The sequence below is a fragment of the Microbulbifer sp. genome, from assembly GCF_051659245.1.
GTDB lineage: Bacteria > Pseudomonadota > Gammaproteobacteria > Pseudomonadales > Cellvibrionaceae > Microbulbifer.
In genome coordinates this window covers 1-20,445 of the sequence record NZ_JBOFOC010000037.1, presented here as the reverse complement: position 1 = coordinate 20,445, position 20,445 = coordinate 1, and the positions used below count along the sequence as shown (strand labels likewise).

14 protein-coding genes and 1 pseudogene are annotated in these 20,445 nt (G+C 59.8%); 11 read left to right on the top strand and 4 right to left on the bottom strand.

Going from position 1 to position 20,445, the window contains the following annotated elements; genetic code table 11:
- Positions 1-25: 25 nt before the first annotated feature.
- Positions 26-295, top strand: coding sequence for a hypothetical protein (locus ACRC0P_RS03980; protein ID WP_438628492.1), 270 nt, complete (start codon positions 26-28; stop codon positions 293-295).
- Between the two features lie 5 nt (positions 296-300).
- On the top strand, positions 301-477 hold the full coding sequence (locus ACRC0P_RS03975; protein ID WP_438628528.1) for a hypothetical protein: 177 nt from the start codon (positions 301-303) through the stop codon (positions 475-477).
- Positions 478-935: 458 nt separating this feature from the next.
- Here the strand turns inward: ACRC0P_RS03975 and ACRC0P_RS03970 are convergent, their stop codons facing one another.
- A complete protein-coding gene (locus ACRC0P_RS03970) occupies positions 936-1,292 on the bottom strand; it encodes a hypothetical protein (RefSeq protein WP_438628491.1) in 357 nt (118 codons plus the stop codon).
- 2 nt (positions 1,293-1,294) lie between these two features.
- Entirely contained in the window at positions 1,295-1,921 is a 627-nt protein-coding gene (locus ACRC0P_RS03965; protein WP_438628490.1) for a DUF2799 domain-containing protein, read from the bottom strand.
- Positions 1,922-2,134: 213 nt separating this feature from the next.
- Here ACRC0P_RS03965 and ACRC0P_RS03960 point away from each other — a divergent pair, with 213 nt between their 5' ends.
- From ACRC0P_RS03960 to ACRC0P_RS03920, 9 genes are all read left to right on the top strand, one after another.
- Positions 2,135-3,577, top strand: a complete 1,443-nt coding sequence (locus tag ACRC0P_RS03960) for an amidase (RefSeq protein WP_438628489.1) — start codon at positions 2,135-2,137, stop codon at positions 3,575-3,577.
- Positions 3,574-4,773, top strand: coding sequence for a pyridoxal phosphate-dependent aminotransferase (locus ACRC0P_RS03955; RefSeq protein WP_438628488.1), 1,200 nt, complete (start codon positions 3,574-3,576; stop codon positions 4,771-4,773). Before ACRC0P_RS03960 ends, ACRC0P_RS03955 begins: the two co-directional genes overlap by 4 nt.
- 43 nt (positions 4,774-4,816) lie before the next feature.
- Entirely contained in the window at positions 4,817-7,288 is a 2,472-nt protein-coding gene (locus tag ACRC0P_RS03950; RefSeq protein WP_438628487.1) for a Lon protease family protein, read from the top strand.
- 206 nt (positions 7,289-7,494) lie between these two features.
- Entirely contained in the window at positions 7,495-8,322 is an 828-nt protein-coding gene (locus ACRC0P_RS03945) for an ATP-binding protein (protein ID WP_438628486.1), read from the top strand.
- A gap of 427 nt (positions 8,323-8,749) precedes the next feature.
- Positions 8,750-9,688, top strand: a complete 939-nt coding sequence (locus ACRC0P_RS03940) for an ABC transporter ATP-binding protein (RefSeq protein ID WP_438628485.1) — start codon at positions 8,750-8,752, stop codon at positions 9,686-9,688.
- Positions 9,678-12,581: a Gldg family protein gene (locus tag ACRC0P_RS03935; protein WP_438628484.1), complete on the top strand. Its 2,904-nt coding sequence runs from the start codon at positions 9,678-9,680 to the stop codon at positions 12,579-12,581. Before ACRC0P_RS03940 ends, ACRC0P_RS03935 begins: the two co-directional genes overlap by 11 nt.
- Before the next feature lie 181 nt (positions 12,582-12,762).
- The gene (locus tag ACRC0P_RS03930) at positions 12,763-13,707 is read left to right on the top strand and encodes a DUF4340 domain-containing protein (protein WP_438628483.1); all 945 of its coding nucleotides are present in this window, start codon (positions 12,763-12,765) and stop codon (positions 13,705-13,707) included.
- A gap of 351 nt (positions 13,708-14,058) precedes the next feature.
- Positions 14,059-16,653: a TonB-dependent receptor plug domain-containing protein gene (locus tag ACRC0P_RS03925; RefSeq protein ID WP_438628482.1), complete on the top strand. Its 2,595-nt coding sequence runs from the start codon at positions 14,059-14,061 to the stop codon at positions 16,651-16,653.
- Positions 16,654-17,183: 530 nt separating this feature from the next.
- The gene (locus ACRC0P_RS03920) at positions 17,184-19,316 is read left to right on the top strand and encodes an outer membrane protein assembly factor BamB family protein (protein WP_438628481.1); all 2,133 of its coding nucleotides are present in this window, start codon (positions 17,184-17,186) and stop codon (positions 19,314-19,316) included.
- Between the two features lie 332 nt (positions 19,317-19,648).
- On the opposite strand, the gene ACRC0P_RS03915 is transcribed toward ACRC0P_RS03920, so the two are convergent.
- Positions 19,649-19,843 carry a hypothetical protein gene (locus ACRC0P_RS03915; protein WP_438628480.1) on the bottom strand — a complete coding sequence of 65 codons (195 nt, stop codon included), beginning with the start codon at positions 19,841-19,843 and terminating at the stop codon, positions 19,649-19,651.
- Positions 19,844-19,909: 66 nt separating this feature from the next.
- Positions 19,910-20,445, bottom strand: a pseudogene (locus ACRC0P_RS03910) (KR domain-containing protein); the annotation flags it as partial.

The window sequence follows — 20,445 nt, the reverse complement described above, 5'->3', positions numbered from 1 at the left end:
CCAGATTATTGCAGTTTGATGACATATGTCCGCAATTGATTCCCACAAAGGCTATAGCCGTTGGCTCTGCTGGTACGGTGCCGCAAACGGCCTGTTGGCAGCCCTGATCACCGCCACTCTGGTTACCCCGGCATCCATCCACAACGGCTGGTCCCTGCTGTTCCTCTCATTGGCACTGCCCGGTCACTTCCTGTTCCTGGCGGCGTTGCTGGCACTGCCCGTCTTGGTTTGGCGGGCCTGTGGCGCCGGCGGTTCGCGTTTTGGCTGGCGGTGGGAATTTTCACCGCCGGCTTGATTCTGGTGTGCATCAATCACGAGGTGTTCCGACTCTACCGTTTCCATCTCAACAGCATGGTATGGAATCTGATCACCGGCGGTGCCGCTGGCGATATCCTCGCTTTCTCGCCAGGGGAGCCCACCTTCGATCGCGCCCCCCTGGTGCACGCATTGGAGGATATGGGAGCCTTCTACCGCTAACCACTTCAACGCCCCTCTCCTGAAAAGGGAGGGGCCCCCTTTGTAGGAGCGGCCCATGGCCGCGATCACCCTCGCTCAAGGCTCTGCACTTTCTCTTTTCCCACGGCACAGGTAATCTAATGAGAAGTGAGTGCCCCGCAAAGTTATTGGATTTTTCTGTAGGAGCCTGCGGTGACCGCCATGGATGGCGGAATGCCGCCCAGCGGAAATACAGATTTTGCAGGAGCAAAAATCTGTCAGGCGAACATCTCCGAACTTCAAATCAACCACTTCAATTCGCCTGCAAGCAGGCTCCTACAAGGGTTGTCCGGATGGAAAGGAGCACGGGCAAAGGAGCGAACCAACGTGCCCATAATCACACGAGATTGGCAAGTTTTACACCGGATTCGCCCATTCAGCTCCGTCCGGCAACTGCGATGGGCCATATACAAAATGGAGTACCTTACGGGTACCAATTCTTATGAGTCTTTACGGTATTCGCCAATCACATCAATCAATCCCACGATATTGTCATTCAGCTCTTCAAGTTCTTCGGCCGGAATCCACCACTCAGTGTGATCAGATCCGCCAACTTGTTGAATCTGGTAGCGATCCATAAAAGGCTTTCTGACTTCAAACCGCGTGACATAGCCGACACCGCTGTCTTTGATGTTCCACTGAGTTGCGATTTGTTTGGCATAGGCCTCATTTGTCACTGGATAGAAAATAGGTTGCCCGGGCAGTCTTGGGGGCCAGCGTTTGAAGCCGCTTTGCCTGACAAGTTCCAGTTCTTCCGGGCCAGTAGGGCGGTATAGCGTGACTGTTTCAGTTGTCATGCTTATCGATAGGGCGAGCGCGCCTGCACCTCCTGATACTCCGCTTCGCGCATTGCTAATTCGTACTCCAGGTCTTCGATCTCTACGCCCAGCTCGCTGTGGCGATCCTTCAGACGGGCTATATCGGCCAACAGGGTAATACGCTCTTCCTTGGTGGCCTCGTCGCTGATCAGGTGCGCGCTCATTTCGGTGATGTCATCGAGGATGTGCTCGCGCTCTTGCTGTCGTTCACTGATAGCGCCGGCCACCTGGTTCACGGCGTTCCTGGCGAGGTAGATTTCGCGCCCGGCCTGGTGGCCGCGTAGGAAAAGACCCTCCAGGCCTGCCGGGCAGACGCCGTTGTAACCGCCACCGGCGCGCCCCAGGCGGAAGCCGCGGTGTTCGGTACAGTAGAGCTGCAGCCCCTCGTCGCGGCCGGCTCGGTAGGCGGTCGTATCCGGCCGCACGCCATGGTCGGCGCAGGCCTCGCGGCGTTTGCCCAACTGCGTTACCTGCAGGCCGGCGGCGCCGTCCTCGTAGCCGATCGCGTGCCAGTCGGCGATCAGGCACTCCTCTTCGCTCATGGTGGCGCAGCCGCCGGCCAGCAAGACCAGAACCGCGAGTGGAATTATTCTGCTTATTGATTTCACTGTCTGTTCCCGTCACAGGATGCGTCGAGGTGCAATTTATCCCATCGAGGCTGACTGCACCCTGAAGCAAATGTGCAAAATGAGAACTGTATCACAAACTTGATCGGCGGCCATCGGGGCGCTTGAATCCACGCGAATCCGTGCCCCCGTCCCGTATTAAGGCGCCCCCCCGACTAGGCTAGGGGGATAAAGCCAGAAGAAGAGGGAATACCGATGAGTGATTTTGTCCGCATGACCGCGGTGGAATTGCTGGCCGGGTACAAAGGCAAGTCTTTCTCCCCGGTGGAAGTAACCCGGGCCATGTTGCGCCAGATCGAGCGCTGCAACCCGGCGGTGAATGCCTATTGTCTGGTGGACGAGAAAACCACTCTGGCATTTGCGCGGGAGTCGGAGCAGCGCTATCTGGCCGGCGAGTCGAAAGGCAAGCTGGACGGGGTGCCGGTAGCGATCAAGGATGTGTTCCTCACGCCCATGTGGCCCACTCTCAAAGGCTCGAAGACGGTCAATCCCTCCTCCACCCTGGGGAAGGAGGCGCCGGCGGTGGCGGCGTTGGCGCGCAACGGCTATGTGCCCCTGGGCAAGACCACGACCCCCGAATTCGGTTGGAAGGGCGTGACGGACAATCCCATCGACGGCGTAACCCGCAACCCCTGGGATATCGACAAGACGGCCGGCGGTTCCAGCGGTGGCAGCGCTGCGGCGGTGCCGCTGGGAATGGGGGCGCTGGCGCTGGGGACCGATGCCGGGGGGTCCATCCGCATCCCCGCGAGCTTTTGCGGCCTGGTGGGGCTGAAACCCAGCTTCGGTGAGGTGCCCCACTGGCCCCCCAGCCCCTTCGGCACCCTGGCCCACGCCGGGCCCATGACCTGGACGGTGGCCGACTGCGCACTGTTGATGAATGTATTGATCGAGGCGGACGATCGCGATACCAACGCCATCCCCCGGCGCCATATCGATTACCTGAACGCCATTGCCGGCGAGCCCGGCGAGCTGCTCTCCGGTCTGCACATCGCCTTCAGTGCCACCCTCGGCTATGTACATCTGGATACCGAGGTGGAATCCGCAGTGCGCGAGGCGGCGCACCTGTTGCAATCCCTGGGCGCCGAAGTCACCGAGGTGGCGCCCGGGTTCGACGATCCCCTGGCGGCCTTCGGCCACCTGTTCTACGGCGGCGCCGCCAACGCGTTGCGCGCCATCGGCAAGCGCCAGCGCGCGCTGATGGACCCGCAGCTGGTGGCGGTGGCGGAGAAGGCATCGCAGCTCTCCATGCTCAACTACCTGGCGGCGGTCAATGAGCGCACGGCGCTGTGCGAGCGCATGGCGATGTTCCACCGCAAATACGACCTGTTGCTGACGCCCACGCTGCCCATCACCGCGTTCAAGGCGGGTCGCGAGGTGCCGGTGGACTGGCCCCGAACCCGCTGGCCTTCCTGGACGCCCTACACCTACCCCTTCAATCTCACCGGCCAGCCGGCGCTGTCGGTGCCCTGTGGCTTCTCCTCCGACGGCCTGCCCATCGGCCTGCAACTAGTGGGCCGGCGCTTCGAGGATGTCGCGGTACTGCGCGCCGGTCAGGCCTATCAACTCGCGGCGCCGCTGACCGACCGGCGGCCGAAACTGTTTTACGCCGACGCCGCAGAAGGGGGGGAAGCGTGAGCCACCTGGATTTCGATTTTTACGAATCGGAGGACCCGGTCTGGAACCCGGCACTACTCACCATCCCGGTGCCGGGCATCCGCAAGATGGTAAACCTGGCCGCCACCATGGACGATGTGATTCACCTGTCCATCGGCCAGCCGGACGCGCCGGCGCCGCCCCACGTGATCCAGGCGGCGGTGGACGCGTTGGAGGCGGGCCAGACCGGCTACACCATGGACGCCGGCCTGCCGGAACTGCTGGAGGCGCTGGCGGAATACTACGGCGAGCGCTACGCCCGGCCGTTGTCGCCGGAAAATATCCTGGTCACCACCGGGGCCACCGAGGCGATCTACCTGGCGCTTACCGCGATGTCCGCGCCGGGGCGGGAATTTATTGTGCCGGACCCCGCCTTTATGCTGTACGCGCCGCTGATCCGCATGAACGGCGGTGAAGTGCGGTACGTACCCACCCGGGCGGAGAACAATCACCAACTGGACCCGCATGAGGTGATCGATGCCATCGACAGCAATACCCACGCCATAGTGTTGAACTCCCCCAGCAATCCCACCGGCACCGTCTATCCGCGGGAGACCATCGAGACCATCGTGCAGGAGGCCGCCTACCGCGGCATCTATGTGATCAGTGACGAGGTCTACGACCACCTGGTGTACGACAACCGCGAATACGCCAGCGTGCTCTCCTGCTGCTCGGATCTGGACCACGTGGTAGTGATCAGCAGTTTTTCCAAGACCTTCAGCATGGCCGGTATGCGCATCGGCTGGATGATCGCCAGCCAGGGCGCCATCCGCAAACTGCGCCGCTACCATATGTTCACCACCACCGTGGCCAACACCCCCTGCCAGTGGGCCGGCGTGGCCGCGCTGAAAGGCGAACGCACCTTTATCGACGAGATCAACGAGACCTACAAAAAGCGCCGCAACCGGCTGGTACAACTGGTGGAGCAAACGCCGTTCCTGGAGGGATATATGCCGGAAGGGGCCTTCTATCTGTTTCCGTCGCTGCCGGAAGGGGTGAACGGCAACAATGTGGCCCTGCGCCTGCTGCGCGAGACCGGCGTCTGTACCATCGCCGGTGACACTTTCGGCGAGTCCTGCCGCAACGCCCTGCGCATCAGCTACGCCACCTCCATCAGGAGTATCGAATTGGCCTTTGAGCGGATTATTCCGTGGATGGAGCGGCAGGATTTCGGCTGAGTCACTATTTTCCAATGAATCACTGTTTAACTCAGGCGTCCGCATGAAACCTGCCCCCCTGTCGCCGGATCAACTGTATCAGCACTGTCCCCTGGAGTGGCTGGAGCTGGAGCCGGCGGCGGAGAAGGCCGTGGAGAGCCGGCCCTTCGGTCAGGACCGGGCCCTGGAGGCGCTGGATTTCGCGGTGGATATGCCCGGTGGCGGTTATAACCTCTACGTCGCCGGCTCCGTGGGGCTGGGCAAGCACTCGCTGGTAAACAAACGGGTCTCCGCCTGGGCGAAGCAGCGGGAGCCGGCCCCCGATCTCTGCTACATCCACAATTTCAGAGAAGAACACAGGCCCCGGGCGCTGGTCCTGCCGGCCGGCATGGCGCACCAGTTAAAGCGCGACACGGAGAATTTACTGGAGCATTTGCTGACCGCCATTCCCGATATTTTCAGGAGCGACGAATACCGCGCGCGCCACGATGAGCTCAAGCAGCAACTGGAGGACCGCGAGGAGAAGGCCCTGGGTAAACTGTCAGACCGCGCGAAAGATCTCGGGATCGGCGTGGTGAGGACACCCTCCGGCTATACCATCGGACCGCTGATCGACGGCGAATTTATCAGCCCGAAGAAATTCTCCGAACTGCCGGAAGAGGAGCAGGAGCGGCTCAAGGAAAATATCGAAAAGGTCAACAGCGATCTCAAGGAAACCCTGGGGCGCGCGCTGCGCTGGCACGAGAAGCTGACCCGGGAACTCAAGCGGCTGGATCGCGAATTTCTGCACCTCACCCTGGACGAGCGGATCGACTGGCTGCTCCGGCGCTACCAGGGGCTGAGCCATGTTCAGGAGTTTATCCGGAGCATCAAGCACGAGGCGATCGAAAATGCCGACGACTTTCGCGCCGCCGGCGAACGCGGGGAAAAGGAAGGCATTTCCCTCGGCAAATTGATCCACTCGCCGGAATTCACCCGCTTTCGCGTCAATGTCCTGGTGGACAACGAGAGAGCCGAAGGGGTGCCGGTAGTCTACGAGGACAACCCCATCTACACCAACCTGCTCGGGCGGATCGAGCACGAGTCGCAGATGGGTACCCTGTCCACCAACTTTATGCTGATCCAGGGGGGCGCCCTGCACCGGGCCAACGGCGGTTGCCTGATCCTGGATGCCCGCCGCCTGCTGATGACGCCTTTCGTGTGGGAGACCCTGAAGCGGGCCCTGCGCTCCGGGGAGATCCGCATCCAGCCCCTGGAATTGCAGATGGGCCTGTTGTCCACCATCACCCTGGAGCCGGAACCCATCCCCCTGGACGTCACCGTGGTGCTGATCGGCGAACGCTGGCTGTACTACCTGCTGAAGACCTACGACCCGGAGTTCAGCCAGCTGTTCAAGGTCTTCGCCGACTTCTCCGAAGACATTACCCGCGAGCGCGACAGCGTGGCCGCCTATGCGCGACAGATGCTCGCCCTGGCCAAGCGGGAAAACTTGCGGCCGCTGTCGAAAGAGGCGGTCGCGCGGGTGGTCGAGCAGGCGGCGCGTCTCGCCGGGGATGCAAAAAAACTGTCCCTGCACCGCGGGCAACTGGTCGAACTGCTGCGCGAGGCGGATTATTTCTGCCGCCGGGAAGAGAGCGGGCAGGTGGGCTGGGCGCATGTGCAGCAGGCCATAGAGCGGCGGGAATACCGCCAGCGCCAGTTACAGGAACGGCTGCAGGAGGCGATCGAGCGGGACATCCTGATGATCGACGTGGCCGGCGAACAGGTGGCCCAGGTCAACGGCCTTTCCGTCATTCCGCTGGGAGACACCGCCTTCGGTCGGCCCGCGCGGATCACCGCCACCGCGCGCCTGGGCAGTGGCAAGATGGTGGACATAGAGCGGGAATCGGAACTGGGCGGGCCGCTGCACTCCAAGGGTGTATTGATACTGGGTGCCTTCCTCGCCAACCGCTACGCCCCGTCGCAGCCGCTGTCCCTGTCCGTCAGTCTGGTGTTCGAACAGTCCTACGGCCCCGTGGACGGCGACAGCGCCTCCCTGGCGGAACTCTGTGCACTGTTGTCCGCCATCGCTCGGGTGCCGCTGCGGCAGTGCTACGCGGTGACCGGCTCCGTCAACCAGCTCGGACAGGTGCAGGCGGTGGGCGGCGTCAACGAAAAAATCGAGGGCTTCTTTGAACTCTGCCGGGCCCGGGGGCTGGACGGCACCCAGGGCGTGATTATTCCCGCGGCCAATATCCAGCACCTGATGCTCAAGCAGGAGGTGGTCGAAGCGGCGCGTGAGAAAAAATTCTCCATCTGCGCAGTGAAGGAGGTGGATGAGGCCCTGGCCCTGCTCACCGGCCTGGAAGTGGGCCGCGCAGACAAGCTGGGGGCGTTCCCGGAGCACTCCTTCAACGGGCGGGTTCAGCAGCGGTTGCACGAACTTGAGGAAACCCGCTCCCACCTGCTGCGCCGCGAGCTGGAATCGGAAGCCCTGCCGCCTCCGCCGGTAAAGGGAAACGGAGAGGACACCCCCGGCCGCGACCGTTACGAGTAATTCCTAAGTCCGATCACGGCCATGGGCGGATGGCCGCCCCGCCGCTCCTACAGGAAGGCGAAAGACTGAAGCCTGATTCATTTCCGTAACCACTCTTTTAACCCTCCCCCCGGGACCGCGGAGCCCAGCTCCGCAGCTCCACCTCGACGGCACCCCCGGTGCCGAGATCTTCTGACCAACCGGCCACCACCAAGTCAAATTTACACTTGGCCGAAACCATTCTTTCATTTGGACGAGAACTTTCTTTCATATGGACGAACCCGCGCCTGGGCGATTCCCTGGCGGAACTCCTCTGCCGCGGCGGCTATCCCGCAGCCATTGCCCGCGACACAGCCAGGCGGCAAAGGGCCTGGTACCGGGACTACATCAGTACCCTGATACAGCAGGATGTGCAGGAAATAGCCCGCATCCACAACCTGGACATCCTGCCCAAGCTGATCACCCTCGCCGCTGGCCAAACGGCGCGCTTGTTCGTCGCCTCAGACCTTGCCGCCCCCTTCGCCATCAGCCGGCCCACCATCCGCGAATACTTGGCGCTGCTGGAACAGTTGTTCCTGATCGAACAACTCCAGCCCTGGCACAACAACCGGCTCAGCCGTCTGATCAAAACCCCGAAAATGCATCTCGCGGATACCGGTCTCGCGTGTGCCCTGCTGGGTGTCAACAGCCAGGCCCTGTGGCAGGACAAAGCGCTGCTCGGCCAGGTGCTGGAGACCTTCGTCTATCAGGAACTGCGCAAATACGCGGATTGGCACGAAGAAAACCTGGCTTTCTATCACTTCCGCAACAAGGACAAAGTGGAGGTGGATATCGTCATCGAACAGGGCCGGCAACTGGCCGGCATAGAAATCAAGGCCGCCGCCACCGTCACCCAAAGTGATTTCAAAGGCCTGAATAAACTGAAAGATGCCTGCGGCAAACAGTTTGCCGCAGGTGTGGTGTTTTACGATGGGGAAAACATACCGCCCTTTGGCGAGCGACTGTTCGCCGTTCCGGTCAGTATGCTGACCCCCAAATTTGAAAGCAGTAACTAATGAACGCAGAACAACTGAAACAACTGGGAAACGACCTCTGGGCCGCGGCCGACAACCTGCGCGCCAACAGCGACCCCCAAATCCAGTGAATACGCCACAAGCCGCTCCTACGTGCTGTCCTTGTAGCGGCGGGGCGGCCATCCGCCCATGGCCGCGATCGGCCTTTCCGCCAGCCGAGAGTTCGATCGCGGGCATGGCCCGCTCCTACAGCGGATAACCATGGCGAGTCCCCAGCCTCCAACCACTTGAACTTTTCCCAAACGCCCCTATCTAACCGCCCATCACTCGTTTGAGCTTTGTTTTTACCGGAATAAGAGCAATGGTTTTCTCGACTGACAAGCGCCTCGCGGCCCGTCCTCCGCCGCGCTGAGCCCGCCATTCCGCAGCTACCCGGAGAAGAATAAACCGTAGAAAAAAGGAGGACATCGTGCTGGAAGTCAGCAACCTCAGCCGTTGCTACGGCGCCTTCAAGGCCGTGGACAACGTCAGCTTCGCCATTGGCAAGGGCGAGATCGTCGGCCTGTTGGGACACAACGGCGCCGGCAAAACCACCATCATGAAAATGCTCAGCGGCTACCTGGAGCCGGACGCCGGCGGCGTGCGCATGGACGGCCTGGACCTGGCCGTCCATACCAAACGCATCCAGCGCCAATTGGGTTACCTGCCGGAAAACCTGCCCCTCTACGGGGAACTGAGCGTGGCGGATTACCTGGATTATGCCGCCGACCTCAAGGGCCTCACCGGCGACGAAAAACGCGCGGAGATCCGCCGCGCCATAGCCGCCACCCAACTGGCGGCCAAACTGGATTCCCCCATCAACACCTTATCGCGCGGCTTCAAGCAGCGGGTGGGCGTGGCCCAGGCGGTTCTCGGCCGGCCCAGGCTGCTGATCCTCGACGAGCCCACCAACGGCCTGGACCCGAGCCAGACCCAGCAGATGCGCGAACTGATCCGCGAGATCTCCCGGGAGGCCACGGTGATCCTCTCCACCCACATCCTGCAGGAGGTGGACGCGCTCTGCGACCGGGTGCTGATCGTCAGCGCCGGCCGGTTGGCGGTGGACGAGCGTCTGGACGCGCTGCGCCGCGGCAACCGGCTGCTGCTGGAGGCCAGTGCCGCGCCCGGCATCGCGGAGATCGATGGCGTCGCTTCGGTGGAGGACGCGGGCAAGGGCAATTACTGCATTGCTCTGGAGACGGACGCAGATCCGCGCGCGGTGGGCGCCGCCGTCGCCAGCGCAGTAGTGCAGGGCGGCGGAGAACTCTACCGGCTGCAGCCGGAGCAGCGGGACCTGGAGGCCCTGTTCCGGGAGGTGAACGAGAAGGCCGCGGTCAACGGGAAGGAGGAGCTGAGCCATGCCGCATAACAACCTGTCTCACGGTTCCCTGGTGCGCCGAATCGCCGCCAAGGAGATCACCCTGTTTTTCGCTTCGCCGATCGCCTATCTGTTTTTGGCCAGCTTTGCGGCCATCGGCCTGTTCGTGTTTTTCTGGGGCGAGGCGTTCTTCTCGCGCAATATCGCCGATGTGCGCCCGCTGTTCGAGTGGATGCCGCTGCTGCTGATTTTCCTGTGCGCGGCGCTGACCATGCGCCTGTGGAGCGAGGAACGGCGCAGCGGCACCCTGGAGCATGTGCTCACCCAGCCCGCGGGGCTGTGGCATTTCGTGCTGGGCAAGTTTGCCGCCTGCCTGGCGCTGCTGGCCATTGCGCTGCTCATTACTCTGCCGCTGCCGGTCACGGTTTCGCTGATGGGCGAACTGGACTGGGGGCCGGTGTGGGCCGGCTATCTCGCCACTTTCCTGCTGGGCGCGGCCTATCTCAGCATCGGCCTGTTCGTATCCGCGCGGGCCAACAACCAGATAGTGAGCTTGATCCTGGCCTCGGCCCTGTGCGGCTTTTTCTATCTGCTGGGCTCGCCGCTGGTCACCGGATTTTTCGGCAACACCGCCGCCGAGTGGCTGCGTCTGCTGGGCACCGGTTCGCGCTTCGACGCCATCACCCGCGGGGTAATCGACCTGCGCGACCTCTATTACTACCTGAGCATGGTCGCGGTATTTCTCGCCCTCAACACCCTGGTGCTGGAGCGCGAGCGCTGGTCCGGCGGCGGTGACGCCGGCAACCGCAACCGCTGGCGCGCGGTCACCGCGCTGCTGGTAGCCAATGCCCTGGGGGCCAATCTTTGGCTGGGCCAGGTGCACGGACTGCGCCTGGACGCCACCCGCGGCAACCTTTATTCCATTTCCCCGGCCACCCACCAGTACCTGGAACAGCTGCAGGAGCCGCTGCTGATCCGCGGCTACTTCAGCGCCAAGACCCACCCGCTGCTCTCGCCGCTGGTACCGCAAATGCGCGACCTGCTGCGGGAATACCAGGTGGCCGGCGGCGGCAAGGTGCGGGTGGAGTTCGTGGACCCGGCGCGGGAACCGGAACTGGAAAAGGAGGCCAACCAGAAATACGGCATAGCGCCGGTGCCCCTGCAGGTGGCGGATCGCTACCAGGCCTCCATCGTCAGCTCCTATTTCGACGTGCTGGTGCAGTACGGCGACGAATACCAGGTGCTGGGCTTCCGCGACCTGATCGAAGTGAAGGCGGCCAGCGAGGCGGATATTGACGTGCAACTGCGCAACCCGGAACTGGACGTCACCCGCGCCATCCGCAAGGTGCTGCACGGCTACCAGGCCGGCGGCAACCTGTTCGATACGGTAAAGAGCGAACTGGTGTTCAACGCCTATGTGTCCGCGGATGAAAATCTGCCGCAGCAGCTGGTGGAATTCAAAGGCGCGGTGCGCGAAGTGACAGAAAAACTGCAGACAGACGCCCGCGGGCGGCTGCAGGTGCGCTTTATCGACCCGGACGCGGACGGCGGCGCAGTGGCCAAACAGATCGCCGACGACTACGGCTTCCAGCCGATGGCCGCGGGCCTGTTCAGCGCCGACGCCTTCTATTTCTACCTGACCCTGGGTCGCGGCGACCAGGTAGTACAGATTCCGCTGGACGACCTGAAGAAGGAGACACTGGAGCGCAACCTGGAGGCGGGCATCAAGCGCTTTGCCAGCGGGTTTACCAAGACAGTGGCCCTGGTAACCCCGCCCGGCGATCCCACGCACGCGCAGTTCGGCATGGGCGGACCCAGCTTCAGCCAGTTGGAAAACCTGCTCGGCGCCGAACTGAATATCGAGCGCGAGGATCTGAGCGACGGCAGGGTATCCGGCGCCGCGGATATCCTGCTGCTGCTCGCGCCGAAAAACCTGGATGAAAAGCAGCTGTTCGCGGTGGACCAGTTTCTGATGCAGGGTGGCACCGTGGTCGCCGCCACCTCGCCCTATAGCGCCAGCCTCAGCAACCGCAGCCTGAGCCTGTCCCCGGTGACCAGCGGCCTGGAAAAATGGCTCGCCCACAACGGCCTCGACATCGACAAGAAACTGGTACTGGACCCGCAGAACAGCGCCTTTCCCGTTCCGGTCAGCCGCAATATCGGCGGCTTCCAGATGCAGGAGCTGCGCATGCTCGACTACCCCTATTTCGTCGACGTGCGCGGCGAGGGACTGAACGGCGACAACCCCATCACCGCCGGTCTGCCCCAGGCCACCCTGAGCTGGGCATCGCCCATCCGCGTGGACAGCGAGAAGCAGGGCGGGCGCCAGGTCACCGAACTGCTGAAAAGCTCCGCGGGCAGCTGGCTGTCCACTTCCACCGATGTGATGCCGCGGCTGGAAAACGGCGCGGTCAGCGGTTTCAAACCGCAGGGGGAGCAGGGCGCACAACTGCTCGGTGTGATCAGCGCCGGCCGGTTCGATTCCTACTTCGCCGGCAAGACTTCGCCATTGGCGGCAAGGGAAGAAACGGAGGAAGAGAACGCGGAGGAAGGTGAAGGGCAAAAAGCCGGCGAGCTGGAGACCCTGCCGTCGCTGATCGGCCGCTCGCCGGAATCCGCGCGCATTATTCTCTTCTCGTCCAACGACTTCCTGCGCGACCAGGTGGTGCGCATGAGCGGCTCCGCCACGGGCAGTGAATACCTGAATACCCTGCAGCTGCTGGCCAACAGTGTGGACTGGGCGCTGGAGGATGCGGGGCTGCTGAGCATTCGTTCCCGCGGCCACTTCAACCGCACCCTGCCACCCATGGAACACGGTACCCAGTTGTTCTGGGAATACCTGAACTATATCTGTGCCGCCCTCGCCCTGGCGCTGGTGGCGATTGTGCAGCAGCTGCGCAAGCGCGCGCGGCAGAGCCGCTACCGTGAACTGCTGGCGGGATAGGGGGCGACCGCGGCGAAATCAAAAAGTAACCGCTCACCCCTGTAGGAGCGGGCCATGCCCGCGAACAGAGCCTGATCGCGGGCATGTCGGATGGCCGCCCCGCCGCTCCTGCAGGGTGGCTCGCTTAAGCCAATGCAGGTTCCCTATGAGTGAGCAGTTACAAATTAGAAGGAAAAAACCCATGAAAAAAATGCAATTCTACCTGAGTGGATTTCTCGCCCTGCAGCTGGTGCTGGCCGCCGGGCTCTTCTGGCGGGAACACCGCCAGCAGGAACTGCAGCAACAGAGCGAACCACTGCTGGCCCTGCAGCCGGAGCAACTGCAGAGGCTGGAAATCAGCAGCGACGACAATTCCGTCACCCTGCAGAAAAATGATGGCGGATGGCAACTGCCGGAGCTGCACAGCTTGCCGGTGGACGCCGCGAAACTGGATGGTCTGCTGGACAAACTCGCAGAGATGCGCAGCGGCTGGCCGGTGGCTACTACCAGCTCCGCCCGCGAGCGCTTCGAGGTGGCTGAGGAAAAATTCCAGAAGCGCCTTCGCCTGTACAGTGACGGCGAAGTGGCGGCGGAGTTTTTTATCGGCACCTCGCCGGGCTTCCGCCGGGTACACCTGCGCCGCGCCGGCGACGACGCCATCTACGCGGTGGAGCTGAACAGCTACGAAATGCCCGCCAAGGGCGACGACTGGCTGGACAAAAAACTGCTGGCGGCCGGGGAACCGGAGTCGATCAGCGGGCCCGACTACCAGCTGCGCAAAGTCGACGGAGAGTGGCAGTTCGCGGAGGCGGAGGGTGAGCTGGATGCGGACAAGGCCCGCGAACTGGCGAACGCCCTGTCCGGCCTGCGGATACAGAAACCCGCGGAGGAGGTGCCGGAAGCCGAGCCGCTGCAAATCCAGGTCACCGCAAATGGCGGCGAGTTCAGCTACCAGTTCCTGCACGCGGACGACAAGTATTTCGTACGCCGCAGCGACCGGGAGCAGCTCTTCGAACTGAGCCGCTACAGCTACGAGCGCATCGCCGACCTGCGCCGGCCGCAATTGGTACGGAAGTCAGAGGAAGAGGGCAAGCCACAGCAGACAGCGGAGGGGAGTAAAGAGCAAAAGGAAGCGGCCAAGAGCTGATTTCCGCTAACATCTCTTCCGCTGTAGGAGCGGCCCACGGCCGCGATCGGTCTGTGATTTGAACCACCCTCGATCGCGGCCACGGGCGGATGGCCGCCCCGCCGCTCCTACACGCTATTTTCGTCCCCCTGAACCTCCCCCGCCCTACCAGGATTGCTGTGACATTATTGGCGTTTTTACCCAACCACAAACAATCAATTGAAGCCCCCACCCGATTGCAATATTCTCCCCCAACGCCTTCGCGTGACAAACAAAAAAATCTATTAAACGACATCGTGCTATTTGTCTTGGGGTAAGACAAGGCGCGATGTTCGACTCGATAAATGAATAATGAGAGAGGACGGGCACACTATGCATAGCTATTCTATTAAACCTTTGTCCCTGGCCATCGCTGCGGCACTCGCACTTCCCACCATCGGCTCGGCGCAGACCGCGGAAACGCAGTCCAACGACACCGTGGAGGAAGTGGTGGTAACCGGTACCCGCAAGGAGGGTGTCTCCCCCCTCGAGACGCTTTCGCCGATCGATGTGGTGGGGGGTGAAAACCTTTCCGGGCAGGCCAGCTTCGACCTCACCGAGTCCCTGGCCAAAGTTGCACCCTCGTTCAATACCCAGCGCTTTCCCATCGCCGACGGCACGGCGTTCATTCGCCCGGTGACCCTGCGCAACCTGTCGCCGGACCAGACCCTGGTGCTGGTCAACGGCACCCGCCGCCACCGTTCCGCGCTGGTCAACCTGCAGCTGGCTCCCCTTGGTACCACCAACCAGGGGTCCCAGGCAGTGGACTTCTCCGCGATCCCCTCCGCCGCCATCAAACGGGTGGAAGTGCTGCGCGACGGCGCCTCGGCCCAGTACGGTTCCGACGCCATCGCCGGGGTGGTCAACGTGATCCTCAAGGATGCTGCCGAGGGCTTCAGCATCTCCGCGCAGCGGGGCGAGTACTTCGAGGGCGACGGCACCCGCACCAGTGTGGCCGCCAACGCCGGTTTTGGTTTGGGGGACCGGGGCTTCGTCAACACCACCGTCGAGCACTCCACCGCAGACAAAACCTGGCGCGGTGAGGCGCGCCCCGATGCGGAATTCGTCGGCAGCGTGGTGGGCGAGGACAAGGTGCCGCTGGACGGACTGGGGCAACGTTGGGGCGATCCGGATGTGGAAATCCTCAAGCTGTTCGTTAACACCGGCTACGAGATCGGTGATAGCACTGAGCTGTACGGCAATTTCGGCTACTCGGATAACGAGACCATTTCCGACTTTTTCTACCGCCCTCCGGTATTGGGCTCGGAATATGAATCCCGCGCGCGTGAAACCTTACAAACAGATGGAAACCCCAGGGATCCTTCTACTTGGGATTATTTGCCCGATCCGGCACCGCAGTCTTTAATTGACAATATTCTCGCCCAGAGCCTGACTCCGTCCGATTACCTGGTGGCGGACTCCTCCAGCCCCAGCGGCTACGTGCTGCGCAACCCCATCTACAGCCAGTTCCCCGGCGGCTACAACCCGCAGTTCGGCGCCGATATCAAAGACTTCTCCGCTGTGGTCGGTGCCCGCGGCGAATGGGTCAATGGCATCAGCTGGGATCTGCGCGCGCGCACTGCGGAGAGCGAGGTATCCTATGTGCTCAAGGATTCCATCAACCCGAGCCTGGGCGCACTGTCTCCCACCAGCTTTAACCCGGGCACCCTGACCCAGGAAGAAACCAGTGTTAACGCGGATTTCGTGAAACCCATCGACATAGCCGCTTTCGCTTCCCCGCTGAACTTGGCATTCGGTGTGGAGTGGCGCAACGAGACCTACAAAATCGGTGCCGGCGACGAGGCTTCCAGAGAGTCCGGCCCCACCGCGGCGCAGTTTGGTGTGGGTTCAGACGGTTTCCAGGGCTTCCCGCTGGAAGCCGCCGGCAGTTTCGAAAGCGACAGCTGGGCCAGCTATGTGGACCTGGAGACCGATATTACCGACCGCCTGACCCTGGGGGCCGCCCTGCGCCATGAAGACTTCGAGGAGTTCGGTTCCACCTTCGACTGGAAGCTCTCCGGCCGTTTCGATTTCACCGAGAACTTTGCCGTGCGCGCCACCGCCAACACTGGCTTCCGCGCGCCCACACCGGGGCAGGTGAACACTCTCAACGTCACCACCACTTCTGATTCCAACGGCAACCTGATTCCCAACGGCACTTACCCGGTCAGTCATCCAATCGCCGAAGCCCTGGGTGCGGTTTCGCTGACACCGGAGGAGTCGCAGAGCTTTACCCTCGGCCTGGTGATTTCTCCGTTCGACAACACCAGCGTGACCATCGATTACTACAATATCGATATCGAAGATCGCCTGGCATTGCGCAACAACCCCATCGGCGCTGCGGAAGTGGAGCTGCTGACCAACGCGGGGATCGAAGATGCCGCGCTGCTGGAAGACAGCAACGCGAACTTTTTCGTGAATGCCTATGATTCGGAAGTTTCCGGTATCGACCTGGCGGTTACCAGCGACTTCGAGTTGGCCGGTAACCTGCTGACCGTGGACTTGCGCCACAATCACAATAAGCAGAAGGTGAGCAATGTAGCTGCCAATACCATCGATGAATCGCGGGTGTTCGATCTGGAAAACCAAGTGCCGAGCGACCGCACCACGCTAACTTTTTCCTACGACACCGGCGAGCTGTTCAGCAGCTATCTCCGTCTCAATCGTTACGGCAGTTGGGAGTCTACCGGAGGACTATTTGGTCCCGATGTCACTAGTTATGGCAGTGAGGTGCTGGTTGACCTGGAAGCTACTTTTACCGTTCAGGATAAGTACAAGTTGGCGCTTGGCGGTGAGAATATATTCGATGTAAAGGCAGATGATGAAGGTAATGGTGATCTCAGATATCTTGGAGTGCGCCAATCCCTGACGTCGCCTTTCGGATTTAACGGTGGCTTCTGGTACCTGAGAGCCAGCGCCGAGTTTTAATCCAACCTTCCATCCCGCCTGCAAGCGGGTTCCTGCAAAATACCTGTAGGAGCCTGCTTGCAGGCGATCACCTCCGGTTGGGGGTGCCCTCCAAATCAGTACTCGAAGCCAAGAGCAAGATGGGAAAAATCTGCCCAATACGTACTAACCAGCCTATTTAACCTGTAGCCATTACACCCCGATTACAGGTTTGTCTAAAATTTCCGCACTAGTTGATGGTTGGCGCAATTATTGTCTTCTAGCTTTCCCTTATCTTTGGAATTTTGGTCTTATCTATGGTTTAATTTTGTGACATTGTTCCGGTTTTTATCGTGCATAGCGCACAATATTAACCAGATAGTTTGCAGTAATTTTTAAAGTCTTGGGGGATACATGCAGCCGCGACGGCTTTTCAGCGCGCACCGGATATTACTTGCGTACTGGGTTTGATTGCCCTTGAATGAATAAATAGCCGCGGCTGAGTCAACCGCTTACTACTGCCTGTATATCATGAATATAAATGTACTCTGGAATGTTTTTGGGGAGTTCAAGTGAAATTATTAGATGGGATTCGCGGCGCCAGTGTGTTGGTTTTGGGGTTGGTTTTAGTCGCTTGCGGTGGGTCTGGTGGTGGATCTGATGACGGAGGCGATGAGACAATTCCTCTCCCAGATGATGTTACACCGCCTACTGCAGAGATTCATTTTCCACACCTGGATGGCCTTTGGGCTGTTACTTATCCACTCGTAGTTCGGGGCACTGCCTATGATGATCGCGGAATCAGATCAGTTCGCGTCAATGGTGTTTCGGCCACTTCAGAAGATAACTTTCATACTTGGCAGGCAACGGTTTCTCTCACAGAAGGAATAGAAGCCTTGACGGTGGAGGTTGAAGATACGTCTGGTAATATAACGCAAGATGCAGATACGCGAATGATTAATCGCTATAGTGGTAAGAGTGGATTACTTTCACTTCCTGTCTGTGGGAATATGGCAGTGGATTATGGGGGCAGGAAAGCATTTATTGCTGCCGTTGACCTTGTGGAAGCGGATTTAGATTCCGGTCGCATGGTTTTTCATGATGTTGGGGCGAAATCTTGGATGGCTTTGGGGTTTGATTCATGGAATAGCCGATTATACGGGGTGGATGTTGACGGCGATTTGTATGAGATCGACCTGTCGAATAACGAAGCAAAGCTTATATCTCAGGAGGGGACAGATGAGGTGTATTTCCAGGATGGCTTTATTTCAATGGTTTTTGATGATCTTTCTGGGCGGGTTTATGTGTACTCCAGGTCAGAGGAGGGGGCTGTCTATACGGTGGATTTGAAATCTGGGTCTAGATTTATAGTGTCTGGCATGGGAGTCGGATCCGGTCCGCAACTCAATGAGTTTTCATCGATAAAGATGTCGAAGGGGGAAATCTATGCTGTATTTAACGAAGATAAATTGCTGAAAATAGACCCGTCTTCTGGTGACCGGACCAAAATATTTGATGCTTCGAATTCTGAAGGTAGTGAGATTACCTGGATTATGGGGTTGGTTCTGGATGCGGCAGGAGAGCATGCCTATTTGGCTGATATTGAGGATAAGATTATAAAAGTGGATTTGACTTCCGGTTTTCAGGAAGTGGTTTCTTCAGCTGAGCAAAGTTTAGAGTCTAACCTTGTATTCAGGGATCATTTTGATATGTCTATTGATCCAGCTGGAGATACTTTGTATCTGGATAGTTGCGAGGCAAATCGGCTATTGGCTGTGGATTTAAATGATGGGCAAAGGTCAAAATTGACTCGAGATTATCGTGGACAGGGACCAGTTGTTAACTATTTTGGGTCTATGCGTTATGACTCGGAAAACGAGCGCATTGTCTTGGTTAATAACTTTGGTGAAAGCTATGCCCCGGGGATTATGGCTGTAAACTCGAATAGCGGAGACCGGGAAATACTGTTGAAGAAAATTACTGACGCTACACCAGCGTTGTCCGGGACTATTGATTTTGTTATTGGAAGTGAGTCTGGAAGAATATTTGCTACAGATGGAATGAATGGCAGGCTTGTTGAGCTAGATTTTTCCGGTAAGGAGGCGGTGGAGGTCTCAAGTGCAGATGTCGGGCTGGGACCCAAATTGGAGTGGCCGACGGGTATTGAGATAGATGAGTCAAAGGAGGCACTCTACGTGCTGGATGTGGGACTAGAGGCGCTATTTGTCGTAGATATAGCGACAGGTAACAGAACAGTGCTGAGTCAAGTGGGAGTTTCTGGTAGTGGAGATAACTGGGATTCCCCGCAGGGAATTGCCTTGGGCGTCAGTAAGTCTGAAGCTTATATATCAGATATGCAACAAAATGCTATTTATCAGGTTGACTTGGTTACGGGGAAAAGAGCGATATTTTCTGGGGATACAGTAGGGGAAGGTCCATCACTTGCTGGACCTATGGAAATCAGGTTGGACCCAGTGCGAAACAAATTGATAGTAGCTAATACCAATGGCAGTAGTGGTCGGCCGGGGATGGTATTTGTAGACTTGGAAACGGGTGACAGGGAAAATAGGGTTTCCTCTGGGGTTAGTATCGGTGATGGGGGCATTGTTGATCCGAAGACTGGTTATATTTATCTGGGACGGAGCCCTGGTCAGTTGATTGTGTATGACTATGAAACGGCTCAGGCACTTACCATTTCACAGTAATAGGCAGCACATTATTTCTCGATGATAAGAACAGGGACTGGCAAGGCCGTTTCTTCCTAGGACCTGCCATTGAAAATGAGCTACTTACGTGCGGTGCTGCAATTTTAATGGCGTGTCGGCGCAGTATTTTCCGAAAAACGAAAAACTGGACAGCCACCAGTTGAGAAAGCAAATCCGAGGCAGTTTCTGAGTTATACGGAAGCTTTTGAAATACGACGACTGCCTGATTTCGATAAGCAGATTGTATATAGAAGCGCCAAGCAGCGTTTTTGAGGCAAAGCAACCCTCGCAGCAAGCCTGCGATGGCGCTCCTTAAGAGAAAAAACAAAAGGTCAGGAATCGGCGGGTGGCGGGAAATAGCGCTCGCAATTCCGGATACCCTGGCCCCAGCGCTTGCCGAGCTGTTCGCAGGTGCTGCGCACCGAGTGGGCGGCAGCTACCAGCGATTTGAAGCGGCTCTCGAAGTTCCGGCTCAGGTAGAGCCAGTGCTGGGGATCGATCTGCAACCTGTCGAGAATCGGCGGCAACTTTTCCTCGATAGTAGATAGATACGCGCACGGGAAAGGCCGGGCGCTGGTCCGGCCTTTGGAGGGTTATCCCAGAGACGCCAGCGCCAGTTGGATCGATTCGACCATTGGCGTGGTCGGGCGACCGATCAGCGCGCTCAACTGTTTGCTGTCGTCGAACAGGCCGCCTTTGGAGGCGCCGGTATCGGACTCTGCCAGCAGGGTTGCGATCGGTTCCGGCAGTCCGGCGCCCACCAGCGCCTGCTGGTACTCCGCTTCCGGCAGGTCCTGGTAGCTGATCGCCTTGCCGGACTGCGCTGCGATTTCGGCTGCAAACTCGCCCAGGGTGTAGAAGTCGTCTCCCGCCAGCTCGTAGACCTTGCCGGCCTGCTCTTCGGCCAGGAGTACGGCTGCGGCCGCGGCGGCGTAATCGGCCCGTGAGGCGGACGAGATGCGGCCGTCGCCGGCGCAGCCCATGACAGCTCCGAACTGCAGTGCCACCGGCACGCCGGCGGTATAGTTCTCGCTGTACCAGCCGTTGCGCAGGATCGCGTGGGGGAGGCCGGACCCGGCCAGTTTCGCTTCGGTCTGCCGATGCTCCAGCCCCAACGGCAGCGGGGTGG

Coding starts and splice junctions, on each gene's coding strand:
- ACRC0P_RS03950 (WP_438628487.1), top strand. CDS start 4,817: ATGAAACCTGCCCCCCTGTCGCCGGATCAACTGTATCAGCACTGTCCC.
- ACRC0P_RS03935 (WP_438628484.1), top strand. CDS start 9,678: ATGCCGCATAACAACCTGTCTCACGGTTCCCTGGTGCGCCGAATCGCC.
- ACRC0P_RS03925 (WP_438628482.1), top strand. CDS start 14,059: ATGCATAGCTATTCTATTAAACCTTTGTCCCTGGCCATCGCTGCGGCA.
- ACRC0P_RS03980 (WP_438628492.1), top strand. CDS start 26: ATGTCCGCAATTGATTCCCACAAAGGCTATAGCCGTTGGCTCTGCTGG.
- ACRC0P_RS03960 (WP_438628489.1), top strand. CDS start 2,135: ATGAGTGATTTTGTCCGCATGACCGCGGTGGAATTGCTGGCCGGGTAC.
- ACRC0P_RS03970 (WP_438628491.1), bottom strand. CDS start 1,292: ATGACAACTGAAACAGTCACGCTATACCGCCCTACTGGCCCGGAAGAA.
- ACRC0P_RS03930 (WP_438628483.1), top strand. CDS start 12,763: ATGAAAAAAATGCAATTCTACCTGAGTGGATTTCTCGCCCTGCAGCTG.